Below are 16,186 nucleotides of genomic sequence, written 5' to 3'. Positions count from 1 at the left end.
AGATGGCCATGCCGCTGCGCCAGTCCATCAAGGTGGCGACCTATCTCTTCGAACAGAAGCTGCGCAGGCGGGACAAGTTTCCGCTCATCGTGGAGCTGGAACCGCTTTACGCCTGCAACCTGAAGTGCGAGGGCTGCGGCAAGATCCAGCACCCGGCGGGAGTGCTCAAGCAGCGCATGCCGGTGGCGCAGGCCGTGGGAGCGGTGCTGGAGTCCGGTGCGCCGATGGTGTCGATCGCGGGCGGCGAGCCGCTGATGCACCCGCAGATCGACGAGATCGTACGGCAGTTGGTGGCGCGCAAGAAGTACGTCTTCCTGTGCACCAACGCCATGCTGCTGCGCAAGAAGATGGACAAGTTCACCCCGTCCCCGTACTTCGCCTTCGCCGTGCACATCGACGGTCTGCGCGAGCGGCACGACGAGTCCGTGGCGAAGGAGGGCGTGTTCGACGAGGCGGTGGAGGCCATCAAGGAGGCCAAGCGGCGCGGCTTCCGGGTCACCACCAACTCGACCTTCTTCAACACCGACACCCCGCAGACCGTCATCGAGGTCCTCAACTACCTCAATGACGACCTGAAGGTGGACGAGATGATGATCTCGCCCGCCTACGCCTACGAGAAGGCGCCCGACCAGGAGCACTTCCTCGGCGTCGAGCAGACCCGTGAGCTGTTCAAGAAGGCGTTCGCGGGCGGCAACCGCCGCCGCTGGCGGCTCAACCACTCGCCGCTGTTCCTCGACTTCCTCGAGGGCAAGGTCGACTTCCCGTGCACGGCGTGGGCGATCCCGAACTACTCGCTCTTCGGCTGGCAGCGGCCCTGCTACCTGATGAGCGACGGGTACGTGCCGACGTACCGTGAGCTGATCGAGAAGACCGACTGGGACAAGTACGGCCGCGGCAAGGACCCGCGCTGCGCCAACTGCATGGCGCACTGCGGCTACGAGCCGACCGCCGTCCTCGCCACCATGGGCTCCCTCAAGGAGTCCCTGCGGGCGATGCGCGAGACCGTCCAGCAGAACAACGGGTGACGAGATGACCGCCGTTCCTCTGGGCGTCCCCGAGGTACCGGCCCGGCCGATCGCCGAGCGGCGCATGTCGCGGCAGATCCATGTCGGGCCGGTGGCGGTCGGGGGCGGGGCCCCGGTGTCCGTGCAGTCGATGACGACGACCCGTACGTCGGACATCGGCGCCACCCTGCAGCAGATCGCGGAGCTGACCGCGTCCGGCTGCCAGATCGTCCGCGTGGCGTGCCCCACGCAGGACGACGCGGACGCCCTGCCGACGATCGCGCGCAAGTCGCAGATCCCGGTGATCGCGGACATCCACTTCCAGCCGAAGTACGTGTTCGCCGCGATCGAGGCCGGCTGCGCGGCCGTTCGCGTCAACCCGGGCAACATCAAGCAGTTCGACGACAAGGTCAAGGAGATCGCCAAGGCCGCCAAGGACCACGGCACCCCGATCCGGATCGGGGTGAACGCGGGTTCTCTGGACAAGCGGCTGCTGAAGAAGTACGGCAAGGCGACCCCGGAGGCGCTCGTGGAGTCCGCCCTGTGGGAGGCGTCCCTCTTCGAGGAGCACGACTTCCGGGACATCAAGATCTCGGTCAAGCACAACGACCCGGTCGTGATGATCGAGGCCTACCGGCAGCTCGCCGCCCAGTGCGACTACCCGCTGCACCTCGGCGTGACGGAGGCCGGTCCCGCCTTCCAGGGCACGATCAAGTCGGCGGTGGCGTTCGGCGCGCTGCTCTCCCAGGGCATCGGCGACACGATCCGGGTGTCGCTGTCGGCGCCCCCCGCCGAGGAGGTCAAGGTCGGCATCCAGATCCTTCAGTCCCTGGGCCTCAAGCAGCGGCGCCTGGAGATCGTCTCCTGCCCGTCGTGCGGGCGCGCCCAGGTCGACGTCTACAAGCTGGCGGACGAAGTCACCGCCGGCCTCGAGGGAATGGAGGTGCCGCTGCGGGTCGCGGTCATGGGCTGTGTGGTCAACGGCCCCGGGGAGGCACGGGAGGCCGACCTCGGCGTCGCCTCCGGCAACGGCAAGGGCCAGATCTTCGTCAAGGGCGAGGTCGTCAAGACCGTGCCCGAGTCGAAGATCGTGGAGACCCTCATCGAGGAGGCGATGAGGATCGCCGAGCGGATGGAGAAGGACGGCGTCGCGCCGGGAGCGCCGGCCGTCACCGTGAGTTGAACAGCACGGACCGAGAGGGGGCCCGGCGTGACCATACTGGAGAACATCCGGGGACCACGCGACCTGAAGGCGCTGTCCGAGGCAGAACTCAGTCGACTGGCCGAGGAGATCAGGGAGTTCCTGATCCATGCGGTCGCCAGGACCGGCGGTCACCTGGGGCCCAATCTGGGGGTGGTGGAACTGTCCATCGCGCTCCACCGGGCCTTCGAGTCGCCGGTCGACCGCATTCTGTGGGACACCGGCCATCAGAGCTATGTGCACAAGATTCTGACAGGACGTCAGGACTTCTCGAAGCTGCGCGGCAAGGGCGGTCTGTCCGGGTATCCGTCGCGTGAGGAGTCCGAGCACGACATCATCGAGAACAGCCACGCGTCCACCGCGCTCGGCTGGGCCGACGGGCTCGCCAAGGCCCGCCAGGTCCAGGGGGAGAAGGGCCACGTCGTCGCCGTCATCGGCGACGGCGCGCTCACCGGCGGCATGGCCTGGGAGGCGCTCAACAACATCGCCGCCGCCAAGGACCGCCCGCTGATCATCGTCGTCAACGACAACGAGCGCTCCTACGCGCCCACCATCGGCGGCCTCGCCAACCACCTGGCCGCACTGCGCACCACCGACGGCTACGAGAGGGTGCTGGCCTGGGGCAAGGAGGTGCTGCAGCGCACCCCCGTCATCGGCTCCACCGTCTACGAGGCCCTGCACGGCGCGAAGAAGGGCTTCAAGGACGCGTTCGCGCCGCAGGGCCTCTTCGAGGACCTGGGTCTGAAGTACGTCGGTCCCATCGACGGACACGACATCCGGGCCGTCGAGTCGGCGCTGCGCCGCGCCAAACGCTTTCACGGCCCGGTCCTCATCCACTGCCTCACCGAGAAGGGCCGCGGCTACGAGCCCGCCCTCGCCCACGAGGAGGACCACTTCCACACCGTCGGCGTGATGGACCCGCGCACCTGCGAGCCCCTCGCACCGCCCAAGGCCCCGTCGTGGACCTCGGTCTTCGGCGACGAGATCGCCCGCATCGGCGAGGAGCGCGAGGACGTCGTGGCGATCACGGCGGCCATGCTGCACCCGGTGGGCCTCGGCAAGTTCGCCGAGCGGTTCCCCGACCGGGTGTGGGACGTGGGCATAGCCGAGCAGCACGCGGCGGTCTCCGCGGCCGGTCTCGCCACCGGAGGGCTGCACCCCGTCGTCGCCGTCTACGCGACCTTCCTCAACCGCGCCTTCGACCAGCTCCTGATGGACGTCGCCCTGCACCGCTGCGGCGTCACCTTCGTCCTGGACCGGGCGGGGGTCACGGGCGTCGACGGGCCGTCGCACAACGGCATGTGGGACATGTCCGTCCTGCAGGTCGTGCCCGGCCTGAGGATCGCCGCGCCCCGCGACGCCGACCAGTTGCGGGCCCAGCTCCGGGAGGCGGTCGCGGTCGACGACGCGCCGACCCTGATCCGGTTCCCGAAGGAGTCGGTGGGCCCGGCGATCCCGGCCGTCGACCGGGTGGGCGGCCTGGACGTGCTGCACCGCGACGAGGCGCCGCAGGTGCTGCTCGTCGCCGTCGGCGTCATGGCGCCCGTCTGCCTGCAGGCCGCCGACCTGCTGCAGGCCCGCGGCATCGGATGCACGGTCGTCGACCCCCGCTGGGTGAAGCCCGTGGACCCCTCCCTGCCGGGCCTGGCCGCCGAGCACCGGCTCGTCGCGGTGGTCGAGGACAACAGCCGCTCCGCCGGCGTCGGCTCCGCGGTCGCCCTCGCGCTCGGCGACGCGGACGTCGACGTACCGGTGCGGAGGTTCGGGATCCCCGAGCAGTTCCTCGCGCACGCCAAGCGCAGCGAGGTGCTCGCCGACATCGGCCTCACGCCCGTGGAGATCGCCGGCCGCATCAGCGCCTGCCTGGCAGCCAAGGGCGAGCCGCCCAAGGGTGTGCTGTCCGAGGGTGTGCTGTCCGAGGATGTGCCGGCCAAGGAGAAAGTGAACGCGGAATGACCACCTCCACCGGGCAACAGGGGTTCGACCTCGGCGCGCTCCTGGCCGAACGCGGGGCCGAGCGCTACGAGCTGCACGCCAAGTACCTCAACCACCAGCTCCCGCGGATGCTCCACACCATCGGCTTCGACAAGGTGTACGAGCGGGCCGAGGGCGCCCACTTCTGGGACGCGGAGGGCAACGACTACCTGGACATGCTCGCCGGGTTCGGGGTGATGGGCCTCGGCCGCCACCACCCCGTGGTCCGCAAGGCGCTGCACGACGTGCTGGACGCCCAGCTCGCCGACCTCACCCGCTTCGACTGCCAGCCCCTGCCCGGCCTGCTGGCGGAGAAGCTGCTCGCCCACAGCCCGCACCTGGACCGGGTGTTCTTCGGCAACAGCGGAACGGAGGCGGTCGAGACCGCACTGAAGTTCGCCCGGTACGCCACCGGCCGGCCCAGGATCCTGTACTGCACACACGCCTTCCACGGGCTGACCACCGGGTCCCTCTCCGTCAACGGTGAATCCGGCTTCCGCGACGGCTTCGCCCCGCTGCTGCCCGACACCGCCGTCCCGCTCGGCGACCTCGACGCCCTGGCCCGGGAGCTGAAGAAGGGGGACGTGGCGGCTCTCATCGTGGAGCCGATCCAGGGCAAGGGCGTCCACGAGACACCCCCCGGTTATCTGCGCGCGGCGCAGGAGCTGCTGCACCGGCACAAGGCCCTGCTCATCGCGGACGAGGTGCAGACCGGCCTCGGCCGCACCGGCGACTTCTACGCCCACCAGCACGAGGACGGTGTGGAACCCGACCTGGTGTGCGTGGCCAAGGCCCTCTCCGGCGGCTATGTCCCGGTCGGCGCCACCCTCGGCAAGGACTGGATCTTCAAGAAGGTCTACTCGTCCATGGACCGGGTCCTCGTGCACTCGGCGAGTTTCGGGTCCAACGCGCAGGCGATGGCGGCCGGGCTCGCCGTCCTGTCCGTGATGGAGAACGAGCAGGTCGTCGCGAACGCCCGGGCCGTCGGGGAGCAGTTGAAGTCGCGGCTCACCGAGCTCGTCGACAAGTACGAGATGCTCAGTGAGATCCGCGGGCGGGGCCTGATGATCGGCATCGAGTTCGGCCGGCCCAGTTCGCTCAAGCTGCGCAGCCGGTGGACCATGCTCCAGGCCGCCCGCAAGGGCCTGTTCGCGCAGATGGTGGTCGTGCCGCTGCTACAACGCCACCGGATCCTCACCCAGGTCTCCGGCGACCACCTGGAGGTGATCAAGCTGATCCCGCCGCTGATCATCGGTGAGGCGGACGTCGACCGGTTCATGGACGCCTTCACCGCGGTGATGGACGACGCGCACGGCGGCGGCCTGGTGTGGGACTTCGGCAAGACACTGATCAAGCAGGCGGTCGCGAACCGCTGACCCCGCGCTGACCCTCCGCGAGCCGGAGTTTTTGCCTCACAGGCAAGAAATTTGCCGCTGAGGCAAAGCTCCGGCTCAATGGAGGCATGAGCTCTCCCGAGACCGACCCCGGCACCGGGGCCGAGGACGCGCCGTCCGAGGACCTGCCCGCCGTCGCGCCGCAGCTCCGTGCGCTGCGCCGCCGCGCCGGGCTCACCCTGGAGGCCGCGGCCCGAGCCGCCGGGCTCTCGCCCGCGCACCTGTCCCGCCTGGAGACCGGCCGGCGTCAGCCCTCGTTGCCGATGCTGCTGGCACTCGCCCGTATCTACGGTACGACCGTCTCCGAACTGCTCGGCGAGACCGTCGCCGACCGGGACGCCGTCGTGCGCGCCGCCGACATGGAGCCCACCCGGGCGGGCGGCTGGACGTACTGGCAGGCGGGCGGGGCCGGACGCGGTATGCAGGCCCTGCGGGTCCACATCCCGCACGGCACCCAGGGCGACATCGTGCGCGTCCACCCGGGCGAGGAGTGGCTGTACGTCCTCAGGGGGCGGCTGCGGCTGCGCCTCGGCGACACCACGCACGTCCTCGCCCCCGGCGACAGCGCGCACTTCGACTCGCTGACCCCGCACCGCCTCGCCGCCGCCGACCACGACGGCACGGAGCTGCTCTTCGTCCACACCCTGCTGCAGAGCCCGACCGCCGCACTGTGCGTCGGTCCCACCCCCGGAGAGACGCCATGACCGACATGGAAGAGAAGTTCCCGCGCGGCCTGTGGGTGCGGCTGATCGTCTACATCGCGGTCGGCCACCTGTTCGCCGCCTTCATCTACCTGCTGTTCCAGGTGGGCGCGAAGTGAGCGCCCACCCCGGACGGCAAGTCAGTCCAGCAACCGGTCGCGCAGCCGCTCCCGCACCGCGGGCGTGATCCGCAGCCCCTTCTCCAGATAGGCGTCGGCATCGCCCCATGTCTCCTCGACGGTCTCCAGCGCTGCCGCCAGATACTCGGCACGCGCCTCGAAGAGCGGGCTGAGGAGCTCCATCACCTCGGGGGAGTAGGCGTCGGCCGACGAACCGTTGCGGTACACCTTGTACCGGCGGTGCTTCGCGTTCGACTCCAGGTAGTCGGCGACGATCGCCTCACGCTCGACCCCGAGGGCGAGGAGCGTCACCGCGATCGACAGTCCCGCGCGGTCCTTGCCCGCGGCGCAGTGCATCAGCGCGGGCACACTGTCCTCGGCCAGCGCGTGCAGGACCTGGGAGTGCTCGGCCGTGCGCTCCTTGACGATCGTGCGGTACGACAGGATCATCCGGCGCTCCGCCTTGCCGTCGGCGAGGAGCTCACGGAGCTGCTCCAGGTCCCCGTCGCGGACCATCTTCCAGAACTCCGCGCCGTGCGCCGGGTCGGTCAGCGGCAGGTTGACGTTCCGCACGCCCGGCAACTCGACGTCCGGGCCCTCCAGCTTCTTGTCCGCCGCGTTGCGGAAGTCGAAGATCGTGTGCAGGCCCAGGGAGGTGAGGAAGGCCGCGTCCTGCTCCGTAGCGTGGGCGAGATGTCCGCTGCGGAAGAGCACTCCGCTCCGCACCCGCCGCCCGTCCACGGTCGGCAGACCACCCACGTCCCGGAAGTTGCGTACGCCGGTCAGCTCGGGCTCGGTAGACGGGACCTGCTGCGTCACGAGGGCTCCTCCCATCCGTCCGCCGGCGCTGCTCGCCGACGGGCCGCGCCTCGACGATACGGCACGGTGTGAACAGGCGGTCCGCCGCGGCAGTGCACCGCACGAGCGATCGGAGACCGTTGCCCGCGAGGCACTCCACACCCCATGATGTCCGTACCTGATCGCACCTGTTCGAATATGTGGGGGCATGTGATGCTGGAGACCGCCGAGGACGGCCGCACCTGGCTGCTGTCCGGGCCCACGAGCAGTTACGCCCTGCGGCTCACCGAGGACGACACGCCGGTCCACCTGCACTGGGGCCCGCGGATCGCCCTCGCCGACGCCGAGGCGCTCGCGGCCCTGCCCGCACCGCGGTACCGGCCCTTCGAGGCTCCGCTCGACGGCCGTGAGGAGTACCCGGTCGAGGGCGGCCCCCGCTTCGTGCGCCCCGCCCTGTCCGTGCGCACCGAGGAGCGCCGCGGCACCGAGTGGGCGTTCGAGGCGTACGAGGCCGACGGCGACGAGCTGCGGCTGCGATTCACCGACACCGGACTCCGGATCACCCTCCACTACCGGATGCGCGGCGATGTCGTAGAGCGCTGGGTGACGGCGGTCAACGACGGCTCCGCCCCCGTCGAGCTCCTGCGCGCCGACTCCGCCACCTGGACCCTGCCCGAGCGCGACGGCTGGCACCTCTCCCAGTTGCACGGCCGCTGGGCGGCCGAGTCCCGGCTGGTGCGGTCCGGCCTCACCTACGGCGAGAAGGTCATCGGCAGCCGCCGCGGCCACACCGGCCACCAGCACCTGCCGTGGGTCGCACTGGACACGGACGCCACCGAGGAGCGCGGCGAGGTCTACGGCTGCGCGCTCGCCTGGTCGGGCATCTGGCGGATCGCCGTGGCCCAGCTCCCGGACGCCCGGGTGCAGATCACCGGCGGCGCCGGGTACGACGACTCGGGCCTGCTGCTCCTGGCGCCGGGGGAGACGTACACCACCCCCGTCTTCGCGGGACTGTGGAGCGGCGAAGGCTTCGGCGGCGCGAGCCGCGCCTGGCACGCCTACCAGCGCGCGTACGTCGTCCCGGACGCGGACCAGGACCGCCCCGTGCTCTACAACTCCTGGGAGGCGACCGAGTTCGACATCTCCGAGGAGCAGCAGGGCGCGCTGGCGCGGCGGGCGGCGGCGATAGGGGTCGAGCTGTTCGTGGTCGACGACGGCTGGTTCGGTGCCCGTACCAGCGACCGCGCCGGACTCGGCGACTGGCGGCCCAACCCGGACCGCTTCCCCTCCGGCCTCAAGCCGCTGGCCGACTATGTGCACGCCCTCGGGATGCAGTTCGGCATCTGGGTCGAGCCCGAGATGGTCAACCCCGACAGCGACCTCTACCGCGCCCACCCCGACTGGGTGCAGTACCAGCCGGGACGCAGGCGGACGGAGTTCCGCAACCAGCTCGTCCTCAACCTCGCCCGCGAGGACGTCCAGGAGTACCTCTGGGAGCAGCTCGACGCCCTGCTCTCCGACGCCCCGGTCGACTACGTGAAGTGGGACTTCAACCGCTGCTTCACCGACGCCGGCTGGCCCGGCGAGCCCTACCCGCAGCGACTGTGGGTCGACCATGTGCGCGCCTTCTACACCCTGCTGGACCGCCTGCGTGCCGCACACCCCCATGTCGCCTTCGAGTCCTGCTCGGGCGGCGGCGGACGTGTCGACCTGGGCGTCATGAGCCGTACGGACCAGGTGTGGACCTCCGACAACACCGACCCGCTCGACCGCCTCGCCATCCAGCACGGCTTCAGCCAGATCCACCCGGCGCGGGTCATGGCCGCCTGGGTCACCGACAGCCCCAACACCCAGCTCAACGGGCGCGTCAGCAGCCTGCGCTTCCGGTTCGTGAGCGCCATGGCCGGGGTGCTGGGCGTGGGCGGCGACCTCGCCCAGTGGACGGAGGAGGAACTGGCCGAGGCCCGGGACTGGGTCACCCTCTACAAGGAGATCCGGCCCGTGGTCCAGCGCGGCGACCTCTACCGGCTGCGACCGCCGACGGGCGGGCTCAGCGCGGTGCAGTACGTGCTCGGCGACGAGACCGTGGTCCTCGCCTGGCTCCAGGCCCAGCACTACGGCGAGCCGGTCGCCCCGCTGCGGCTGCGCGGACTCGACCCGGCGGCGACGTACGAATGCCGGGAGACGGGCGAGCTGCACCGGGGCGCGGTCCTGCTGCACCACGGGCTGCGGCCGGCGCTGCGCGGTGACTTCGACGCGACGGTCGTCCGGCTGCGCCGCACGTGATCGGGGAAGGCGCCGGGCGGCTCGCCCAACACCGCAGCTCAGAGGCCTATTCCTGATCGACGCACATGCGGCGAGTGGTTTATCTCACCGTCCGTCAACCCCTGCCTACGGTCGCGTAGCTCACATCCCAAGGTGAATCATGGACCGATGTGGCAGACGATTCGAAGAATGACAACAGATCAGTGATCGGGTCGTACGTGGCGGTGGGGGACAGCTTCACCGAGGGTGTCGGCGACCCGGGGCCCGACGGGCAGTTCGTCGGCTGGGCCGACCGGTTCGCGGTTCTCCTCGCCGACCGGCGTCCCGAGGGCGACTTCCGGTACACGAACCTCGCCGTGCGCGGCAAACTGCTCGACCAGATCGTCGCGGACCAGGTCCCGAAGGCCCTCGAACTGGCCCCGGACCTGGTCTCGTTCTGTGCGGGCGGCAACGACATCATCCGGCCGGGCACCGACCCGGACGAGGTCGCCGAGCGGTTCGAGCGAGCCGTCGCCGCCCTCACGTCCGCCGTGGGCACGGTGATGGTGACCACCGGGTTCGACACGCGGGGCGTGCCGGTGCTCAAGCATCTGCGCGGCAAGATCGCCACCTACAACGGTCATGTGCGGGCCATCGCCGACCGGTACGGCTGCCCGGTCCTCGACCTGTGGTCGCTCAAGTCCGTGCAGGACCGGCGCGCCTGGGACGACGACCGTCTGCACCTCTCGCCCGAGGGACACACCCGGGTCGCCCTGCGGGCGGGCCAGGTTCTCGGCCTCGAGGTGCCGGCCGACCCGGACCAGCCGTGGCCGCCCCTGCCGCCGCGCGGCACGTTCGAAGTACGGCGCGACGACATCCACTGGGCGCGTGAGCACCTGGTGCCGTGGATCGGACGCCGGCTGCGCGGAGAGTCGTCGGGGGACCGGGTGGTGGCGAAGGGCACGGTGTCACCCGACGACATCAGGATGCGGATCACGCAGGCCGTGTGACGCTCGGACCCCTCTCCCGGAACGCCTCAGGCGCCGAGGGGTCTCCACCGGCCGGCATCGTTCAGCCCGTACGGGGCCCTTGCTGGAAGGGCCCGGGGGAGTGTGAGGACGAGGCCGCAAGGCGGTCAGCGGGTGCCTGGGAGGCGCAGCCCCCTGGGGCACGGGGAGGGCGAGGACGGCGGGGGCGAACCCCCTGCGCCCGGGCGGGGGCGATCGGCGTCAACCTGGCGCCGACGTCAACGCCCCGGGCTCCACGCCCAGTTCACGCGCCAGCGCCTCGTCCACCCACTCCCGCGCCCGCACCCGCGACACCGCGCCCTCGTACACCGTCATCTGCACGGCGAGGCCGTCGAGCAGCGCGGTCAGGCGCAGCGCCGCGCCGGCGGGGTCGCAGCAGTGGAACTCGCCCGCGGCCACCCCCTCCGCCACGACCTCCGTGAGCGCGGCCTTCCACTGCCGGTCCAGGTCCTGGGCGACCTCCCGCAGCGCCGGCTCGCGCAACGCCGCCGCCCAGCCGTCGATCCACAGCCGCCAGCCCTTGGCCGACCCCGTCGGCGCGTACCAGCGCACCGCGGCCCGCAGCCGGCGCAGCGCCGACGTACGGCGGCCGAGCAGCCTGCGCAGCTGTGCCAGATCGTCCTCGGCGGCGTACGCGAAGGCCTCCGCGACCAGCTTCTCCTTCGTCGAGAAGTGGTACAGCACCAGCGCGTTGCTCACTCCGAGGGCCGCGGCGACGTCCGCGACGCGCACGGCCGCCACGCCCCGCGCCTCGATCTGTTCGACGGCGGCCCTGAGCAGCTCCTCGCGCCGCTGAGCGACGCTCAACCGCACCCTCGTCACGCGGCCACCCTATGTCACCGGTACCACCCGAACCGTTCGGCGATCACCGGCAGCCGGTCGGCCACCAGGGCGTGCGCGGCCGCCCGCGGGCTCGTCCCGTCGGCCTCCGCCCGGTCCAGCATCCGCCCGACCAGCTCGCGCATCGAACGCCGCGTGTACGCGAACGCCTCGTCCGCGTCGGGCCCTATGTCGCCGAACAGCGTCCACCACCACCAGGCGTTCGTCCCCGAGTTGACCACCACGTCCGGCAGCACGGTCACCCCGCGCGCGGCGAGCATCGCCTCCGCCGCGGGCAGCACCGGCATGTTGGCCGCCTCCACGATCCACCGGGCGCGGATCCGGGCCTGGTTGGCGGTGTCGACGGCGTACGAGACCGCCGCCGGCACCAGCACCTCGGCGTCCGCCCACAGCCAGGCGTTGCCCGGCAGCTCGCGGTCGGCGGGGCGCAGCGCGGCCCGGTCCACCGTCCCGTACGCGTCGCGCGCCCCCAGCAGCGCCTCCACGTCGACACCGTCCGGGTTGGCGATCGTGCCCCGGATGTCGGCGACCGCGACGACGGTCACCCCCGCCCGGTCGAGGAACCGCGCCGTGGCTCCGCCCATGGTGCCGAATCCCTGCACGGCCACGCGGGTCCCCGCGTACGGCACCCCGGCCCGGTCCAGCACGGTCAGGACCGACTCCGCGACACCGCATCCGCCGACCAGCCCGTCCAGCCCGATGCCGTCCACCTCGACCGCGAACGCGTCCGCGAGCCGCTTGCGGGCCGCCGCCTCGTCCTCGAGCAGCGGGTACAGGGCCTGCACGGACGACACCAGTCCCGCCTCGGCTGCCGCCCGGTCGACCAGCTCCTGGGTGAGGCCCAGGTCCTCGCCGGTGGTCCACATGCTCTCGATGTACGGCTTCATGGCGCGCAGATAGCGCACCAGAACGCCGTACGCCTCCGGGGCCCGGGGATCGCAGTCGATGCCGCCCTTGGCCCCGCCGAGGGGGACGTACCGGCCCTCGGGGTTGTAGTGCAGCGCCTCCTTCATGGTCATGCCGCGGGCCAGCCCGGCGACCTCCTCGAGCGTGCAGCCCGGCCGCATCCGCAGCCCGCCGCTGGCGACGCCCCGCACCAGCCGGTCGACGACGAGGAAGCCCTTCCGTCCGGTGATGTGATCGGTCCACACGAGCGTCATGAGGGGGGTGTCCCGGTCGAAGGCCATACGCACACTGTACTGAACGGGGGTTCAGTAGCGCCTGGCCCGTGCAGACGGGCCCGACCGCGCGTCCGACCCGCCGGACACCCGCCCACGGACGTCTCAAGTCCCTGGCAGGAGCGGCCGGGAACGTCCATGGCGCGGAACTGGACTCCATGGCGCGGAACAAGGGGGTCCGCCGGGGAGTTGGGAGATACGGGCCATGGGACACCTCCAGTGCGCCGCTCCCCGTGGTGAGTGCTCACACGGACACGGCGGACCGACGCGCACGGACGTCGCTCAGGGTCCGCGTGACGCGTCACGTCCTGCGAGGCCGGGGACATGGCACCGTGACACGGCCAGCCGGACTGCCGGACGGGCCGACCATAATGAGGGGCCTCATTGACTCCACTGGAGGTGCCGTGACCGGTATCGGTTCCCTGAGCCATGGGCTTCGCGCGCTGCGGCCCGCAGCCTTCGGCGCGGATCCCGGCGGGGAGCGCCTGGCGCGCATCCGCAGATCGCCGCACTTCGCGGACGGCGCCTTCGTGAACCCGGAGGGCACCCGGACCCGCCCCTCGGGGGGCTCCGCGGTGGAACTGGCGAAGATGTACTTCCGCAAGGAGGACCGCGCCCGCCGTGCCCCGGCCGGTCCGATCCCCGTGCACCCGACGACGTACGCCGACCTCGCCGAGCCCCCGGCGAGCGGGCTGCGGCTGACGTGGACGGGGCACTCCAGCGTTCTCGCCGAGATCGACGGGCACCGGGTGCTCTTCGACCCGGTGTGGGGGCAGCGCTGCTCGCCGTTCGACTTCGCCGGGCCCCGGAGGCTGCACCCGGTGCCGGTGCCCCTGGCCGCCCTCGGCCCGGTCGATGTCGTCGTCATCTCCCACGACCACTACGACCACCTCGACCTGCCCACCATCAAGGCCCTGGCCGGCACGGACACCGTGTTCGCGATACCGCTCGGAGTCGGCGCCCACCTCGAGCACTGGGGCGTGTCCGCGGACCGGTTGCGTGAACTGGACTGGCACGAGTCGACGAAGGTGGGCGGCCTCACCCTGACCGCCACCCCGGCCCGCCACTTCTGCGGCCGCGGCCTGCGCAACGGGCAGCACACGCTGTGGGCGTCGTGGTCCGTGGCGGGGGACGAGCATCGCGTCTACCACAGCGGCGACACCGGCTACTTCCAGGGCTTCAAGGACATCGGGGCGGCACACGGCCCGTTCGACGCCACGATGATCCAGATCGGCGCGTACTCCGATTTCTGGCCGGACATCCACATGACCCCCGAGGAAGGCATGCGCGCCCACCTCGACCTCCAGGGCGGCGAGCCGCACGGGGTGATGCTGCCGATCCACTGGGCCACGTTCAACCTGGCGCCGCACCCCTGGGCGGAGCCGGGGGAGTGGACGCTGGCCGCGGCCGACGCGGTCGGACAGGCGGTCGCCGTCCCCGTTCCGGGCCAGCCCTTCGAACCTGGTGGAGTCCTCCCCACGCGCCCGTGGTGGCGCGATGTGTCCGTGCCGCTGAACCGCGAGTGGCCCGTTCCGGAGGTCACTCCGGTGGCGTCTCGTGACGATCTCGACCTCGTGGGCGAGGGCTGACCGCGGGCGAGCGGAGGTGTGGAGGAACCTCCTTGGAGCCCTGTCGGAGGCTGAGCGAGGGCAGCGCTGCGGCTCGTTGACGGGCCGCAGCGTCGGCAGGGCCGGGAACGGGTGTCCGAGTTCCCACCGTTGCCCTCCGCTCGCCGTGCAGGCGCGCGTGTCCGAGTGACATCGACGGACCAAGATCCACTTGCGGGGGGTATTGACGCCGTTCACCGGTTCCCTATCATCCTGACTGCTCGACACTTCGACCCTTGTTCGGTATTGCGAACACGCAACACGTAAGGTCTGCTCCACTCGCGCAGCAGGGCACCTCCGGGTCACGCCCACGGGAACGGCCGAGCCGCAAGGAGACCATCGCACGATGCAGATGTGAAAATGTCATGCACTCGACAATCTCTAGGAGTCGGCTCGATCCGTCCACCCGGCTCGGTGACGCTCGATGCCCAAGACACCGGGCACCACCGGTCTTGCAGAGGGTCTCGGGGGAGCGGGAGGCCACGGGGGGTCGGCCCGGTGCCCACGGGCCGCTGTGCACCGCACCACATCGACAGTCCGGACGGCCTCTGACGGGGCCGGCCGGAACCGCTGACTCACGGATCACGAGGTCCCCATGCGCAGACGAAGTTTCAGCCGCAGCCATCTGTCCATGGTGCTCGCCGCCGCGGTCGCGGCCCTGGTCGCGTTGGCGGCGACGCTCGTCGCCGACCCGGCTCAGGCGGCCACCGGCGGCGCCTTGCGGGGCATTGGTTCCGGCCGGTGTCTCGATGTGCCGAACGCCGGCCAGACCGACGGCACCTACCTGCAGATCTGGGACTGCTCGGGCGGGACCAACCAGCAGTGGACGTCGACGGACAGCAACCAGCTCACCGTGTACGGCAACAAGTGCCTGGACGTTCCGGGTCACGCCACCGCGGCCGGTACCCGGGTGCAGATCTGGACCTGCACCGGCGGCGCGAACCAGCAGTGGCGCGTGAACTCCGACGGTACGGTCGTCGGCGTGGAGTCCGGGCTGTGCCTGGACGTCACGGGCGCCGGTACGGCCAACGGCACGGCGGTGGAGATCTGGACGTGCAACGGCGGCAGCAACCAGAAGTGGACCGGCCTGTCCGGGACGCCGACCCCGCCGCCGGGCACGTGTTCGCTTCCGTCGACATACCGGTGGACGTCGACGGGTCCGTTGGCTCAGCCGGCGAACGGGTGGGTCTCGCTGAAGGACTTCACCAACGTGGTGTACAACGGCAAGCACCTGGTCTACGGATCGAACGTGTCGGGATCGTCGTACGGCTCGATGATGTTCAAGCCCTTCACGAACTGGTCGGACATGGCGTCGGCCGGCCAGACCGGGATGAGCCAGTCCGCGGTGGCGCCCACGCTGTTCTACTTCGCGCCCAAGAACATCTGGGTCCTGGCGTCCCAGTGGGGTGCGTCGCCCTTCGTCTACCGCACGTCGAGCGACCCCACCAACCCCAATGGCTGGTCCGCGCCGCAGCCGCTGTTCACCGGCAGCATCCCCGGCTCCGCCCCGATCGACCAGACCCTGATCGCCGACGGCCAGAACATGTACCTGTTCTTCGCCGGTGACAACGGCAGCATCTACCGGGCGAGCATGCCGATCGGGAACTTCCCCGGCAACTTCGGCTCGTCGTACACGACGGTCATGAGCGACACGACCAAAAACCTGTTCGAGGCGCCGCAGGTCTACAAGGTCCAGGGCCGGAACCAGTACCTCATGATCGTCGAGGCGCGGGGTGCGAATGAGCAGCGCTACTTCCGCTCGTTCACCGCCACCAGCCTGAACGGTTCATGGACCCCGCAGGCCGCCACCGAGAGCAACCCCTTCGCCGGCAAGGCCAACAGCGGTGCCACCTGGACCAACGACATCAGCCACGGTGACCTGGTCCGCAACAACCCCGACCAGACCATGACCATCGACCCCTGCAATCTCCAGTTCCTCTACCAGGGCAAGTCGCCCACCGCGACCGGCCCCTACGACCAACTGCCCTGGCGACCGGGTGTCCTCACTCTGCAGCACTGACCTGCGCGCCCCACGGTGATCGCGATGTGGTGCGGTCCGCCGGCGTGTGGACGAGCGGTTCACGGCATGCGCCACCGC

Annotated in this window: 13 protein-coding genes; 10 read left to right on the top strand and 3 right to left on the bottom strand. The window is 70.8% G+C overall.

The genetic code is table 11. From position 1 onward, the window contains the following. The first annotated feature begins 2 nt into the window (after positions 1–2). The 6 genes from hpnH to ACZ4SW_RS22210 all read left to right on the top strand — a co-directional run bounded on the left by hpnH (position 3) and on the right by ACZ4SW_RS22210 (position 6,393). Positions 3–1,025, top strand: coding sequence for an adenosyl-hopene transferase HpnH (hpnH, locus tag ACZ4SW_RS22235; RefSeq protein ID WP_468246981.1), 1,023 nt, complete (start codon positions 3–5; stop codon positions 1,023–1,025). Positions 1,026–1,029: 4 nt separating this feature from the next. Continuing rightward, positions 1,030–2,187, top strand: a complete 1,158-nt coding sequence (gene ispG / locus ACZ4SW_RS22230) for a flavodoxin-dependent (E)-4-hydroxy-3-methylbut-2-enyl-diphosphate synthase (RefSeq protein WP_468246976.1) — start codon at positions 1,030–1,032, stop codon at positions 2,185–2,187. Positions 2,188–2,214: 27 nt separating this feature from the next. Then, the gene (gene dxs / locus ACZ4SW_RS22225) at positions 2,215–4,161 is read left to right on the top strand and encodes a 1-deoxy-D-xylulose-5-phosphate synthase (RefSeq protein ID WP_468246971.1); all 1,947 of its coding nucleotides are present in this window, start codon (positions 2,215–2,217) and stop codon (positions 4,159–4,161) included. After that, complete coding sequence (locus ACZ4SW_RS22220) at positions 4,158–5,555, top strand: aspartate aminotransferase family protein (protein WP_468246964.1); 1,398 nt, start codon at positions 4,158–4,160, stop codon at positions 5,553–5,555. Before dxs ends, ACZ4SW_RS22220 begins: the two co-directional genes overlap by 4 nt. Positions 5,556–5,641: 86 nt before the next feature. Then, positions 5,642–6,277, top strand: coding sequence for a helix-turn-helix domain-containing protein (locus ACZ4SW_RS22215; protein ID WP_468246962.1), 636 nt, complete (start codon positions 5,642–5,644; stop codon positions 6,275–6,277). After that, entirely contained in the window at positions 6,274–6,393 is a 120-nt protein-coding gene (locus ACZ4SW_RS22210; RefSeq protein WP_388566235.1) for a DUF6126 family protein, read from the top strand. The genes ACZ4SW_RS22215 and ACZ4SW_RS22210 overlap by 4 nt, the downstream gene beginning before the upstream one ends. Positions 6,394–6,414: 21 nt before the next feature. On the opposite strand, the gene ACZ4SW_RS22205 is transcribed toward ACZ4SW_RS22210, so the two are convergent. After that, entirely contained in the window at positions 6,415–7,212 is a 798-nt protein-coding gene (locus ACZ4SW_RS22205) for a tyrosine-protein phosphatase (RefSeq protein WP_468246957.1), read from the bottom strand. Between the two features lie 192 nt (positions 7,213–7,404). Here ACZ4SW_RS22205 and ACZ4SW_RS22200 point away from each other — a divergent pair, with 192 nt between their 5' ends. Then, positions 7,405–9,477, top strand: a complete 2,073-nt coding sequence (locus ACZ4SW_RS22200) for an alpha-galactosidase (RefSeq protein ID WP_468246954.1) — start codon at positions 7,405–7,407, stop codon at positions 9,475–9,477. A 182-nt stretch (positions 9,478–9,659) separates the two neighbouring features. Beyond that, positions 9,660–10,445, top strand: coding sequence for an SGNH/GDSL hydrolase family protein (locus ACZ4SW_RS22195; protein WP_468246951.1), 786 nt, complete (start codon positions 9,660–9,662; stop codon positions 10,443–10,445). Positions 10,446–10,664: 219 nt separating this feature from the next. Here ACZ4SW_RS22195 and ACZ4SW_RS22190 read toward each other — a convergent pair whose 3' ends face one another. Both ACZ4SW_RS22190 and ACZ4SW_RS22185 read right to left on the bottom strand, forming a co-directional pair. Next, complete coding sequence (locus ACZ4SW_RS22190) at positions 10,665–11,285, bottom strand: TetR family transcriptional regulator C-terminal domain-containing protein (protein WP_468246949.1); 621 nt, start codon at positions 11,283–11,285, stop codon at positions 10,665–10,667. Between the two features lie 14 nt (positions 11,286–11,299). Continuing rightward, positions 11,300–12,490, bottom strand: coding sequence for a Glu/Leu/Phe/Val dehydrogenase dimerization domain-containing protein (locus ACZ4SW_RS22185; RefSeq protein WP_468246947.1), 1,191 nt, complete (start codon positions 12,488–12,490; stop codon positions 11,300–11,302). A gap of 395 nt (positions 12,491–12,885) precedes the next feature. On the opposite strand from ACZ4SW_RS22185, the gene ACZ4SW_RS22180 reads away from it, so the two are divergent. Together ACZ4SW_RS22180 and ACZ4SW_RS22175 are read left to right on the top strand one after the other, a co-directional pair. After that, entirely contained in the window at positions 12,886–14,070 is a 1,185-nt protein-coding gene (locus ACZ4SW_RS22180; protein ID WP_468246944.1) for an MBL fold metallo-hydrolase, read from the top strand. A 613-nt stretch (positions 14,071–14,683) separates the two neighbouring features. After that, positions 14,684–16,108, top strand: a complete 1,425-nt coding sequence (locus ACZ4SW_RS22175) for a non-reducing end alpha-L-arabinofuranosidase family hydrolase (protein WP_468246942.1) — start codon at positions 14,684–14,686, stop codon at positions 16,106–16,108. Positions 16,109–16,186 lie beyond the last annotated feature (78 nt).

The organism is Streptomyces sp. NPDC028331, from assembly GCF_055565775.1.
This window is presented reverse-complemented; position numbering and strand designations above follow the sequence as displayed.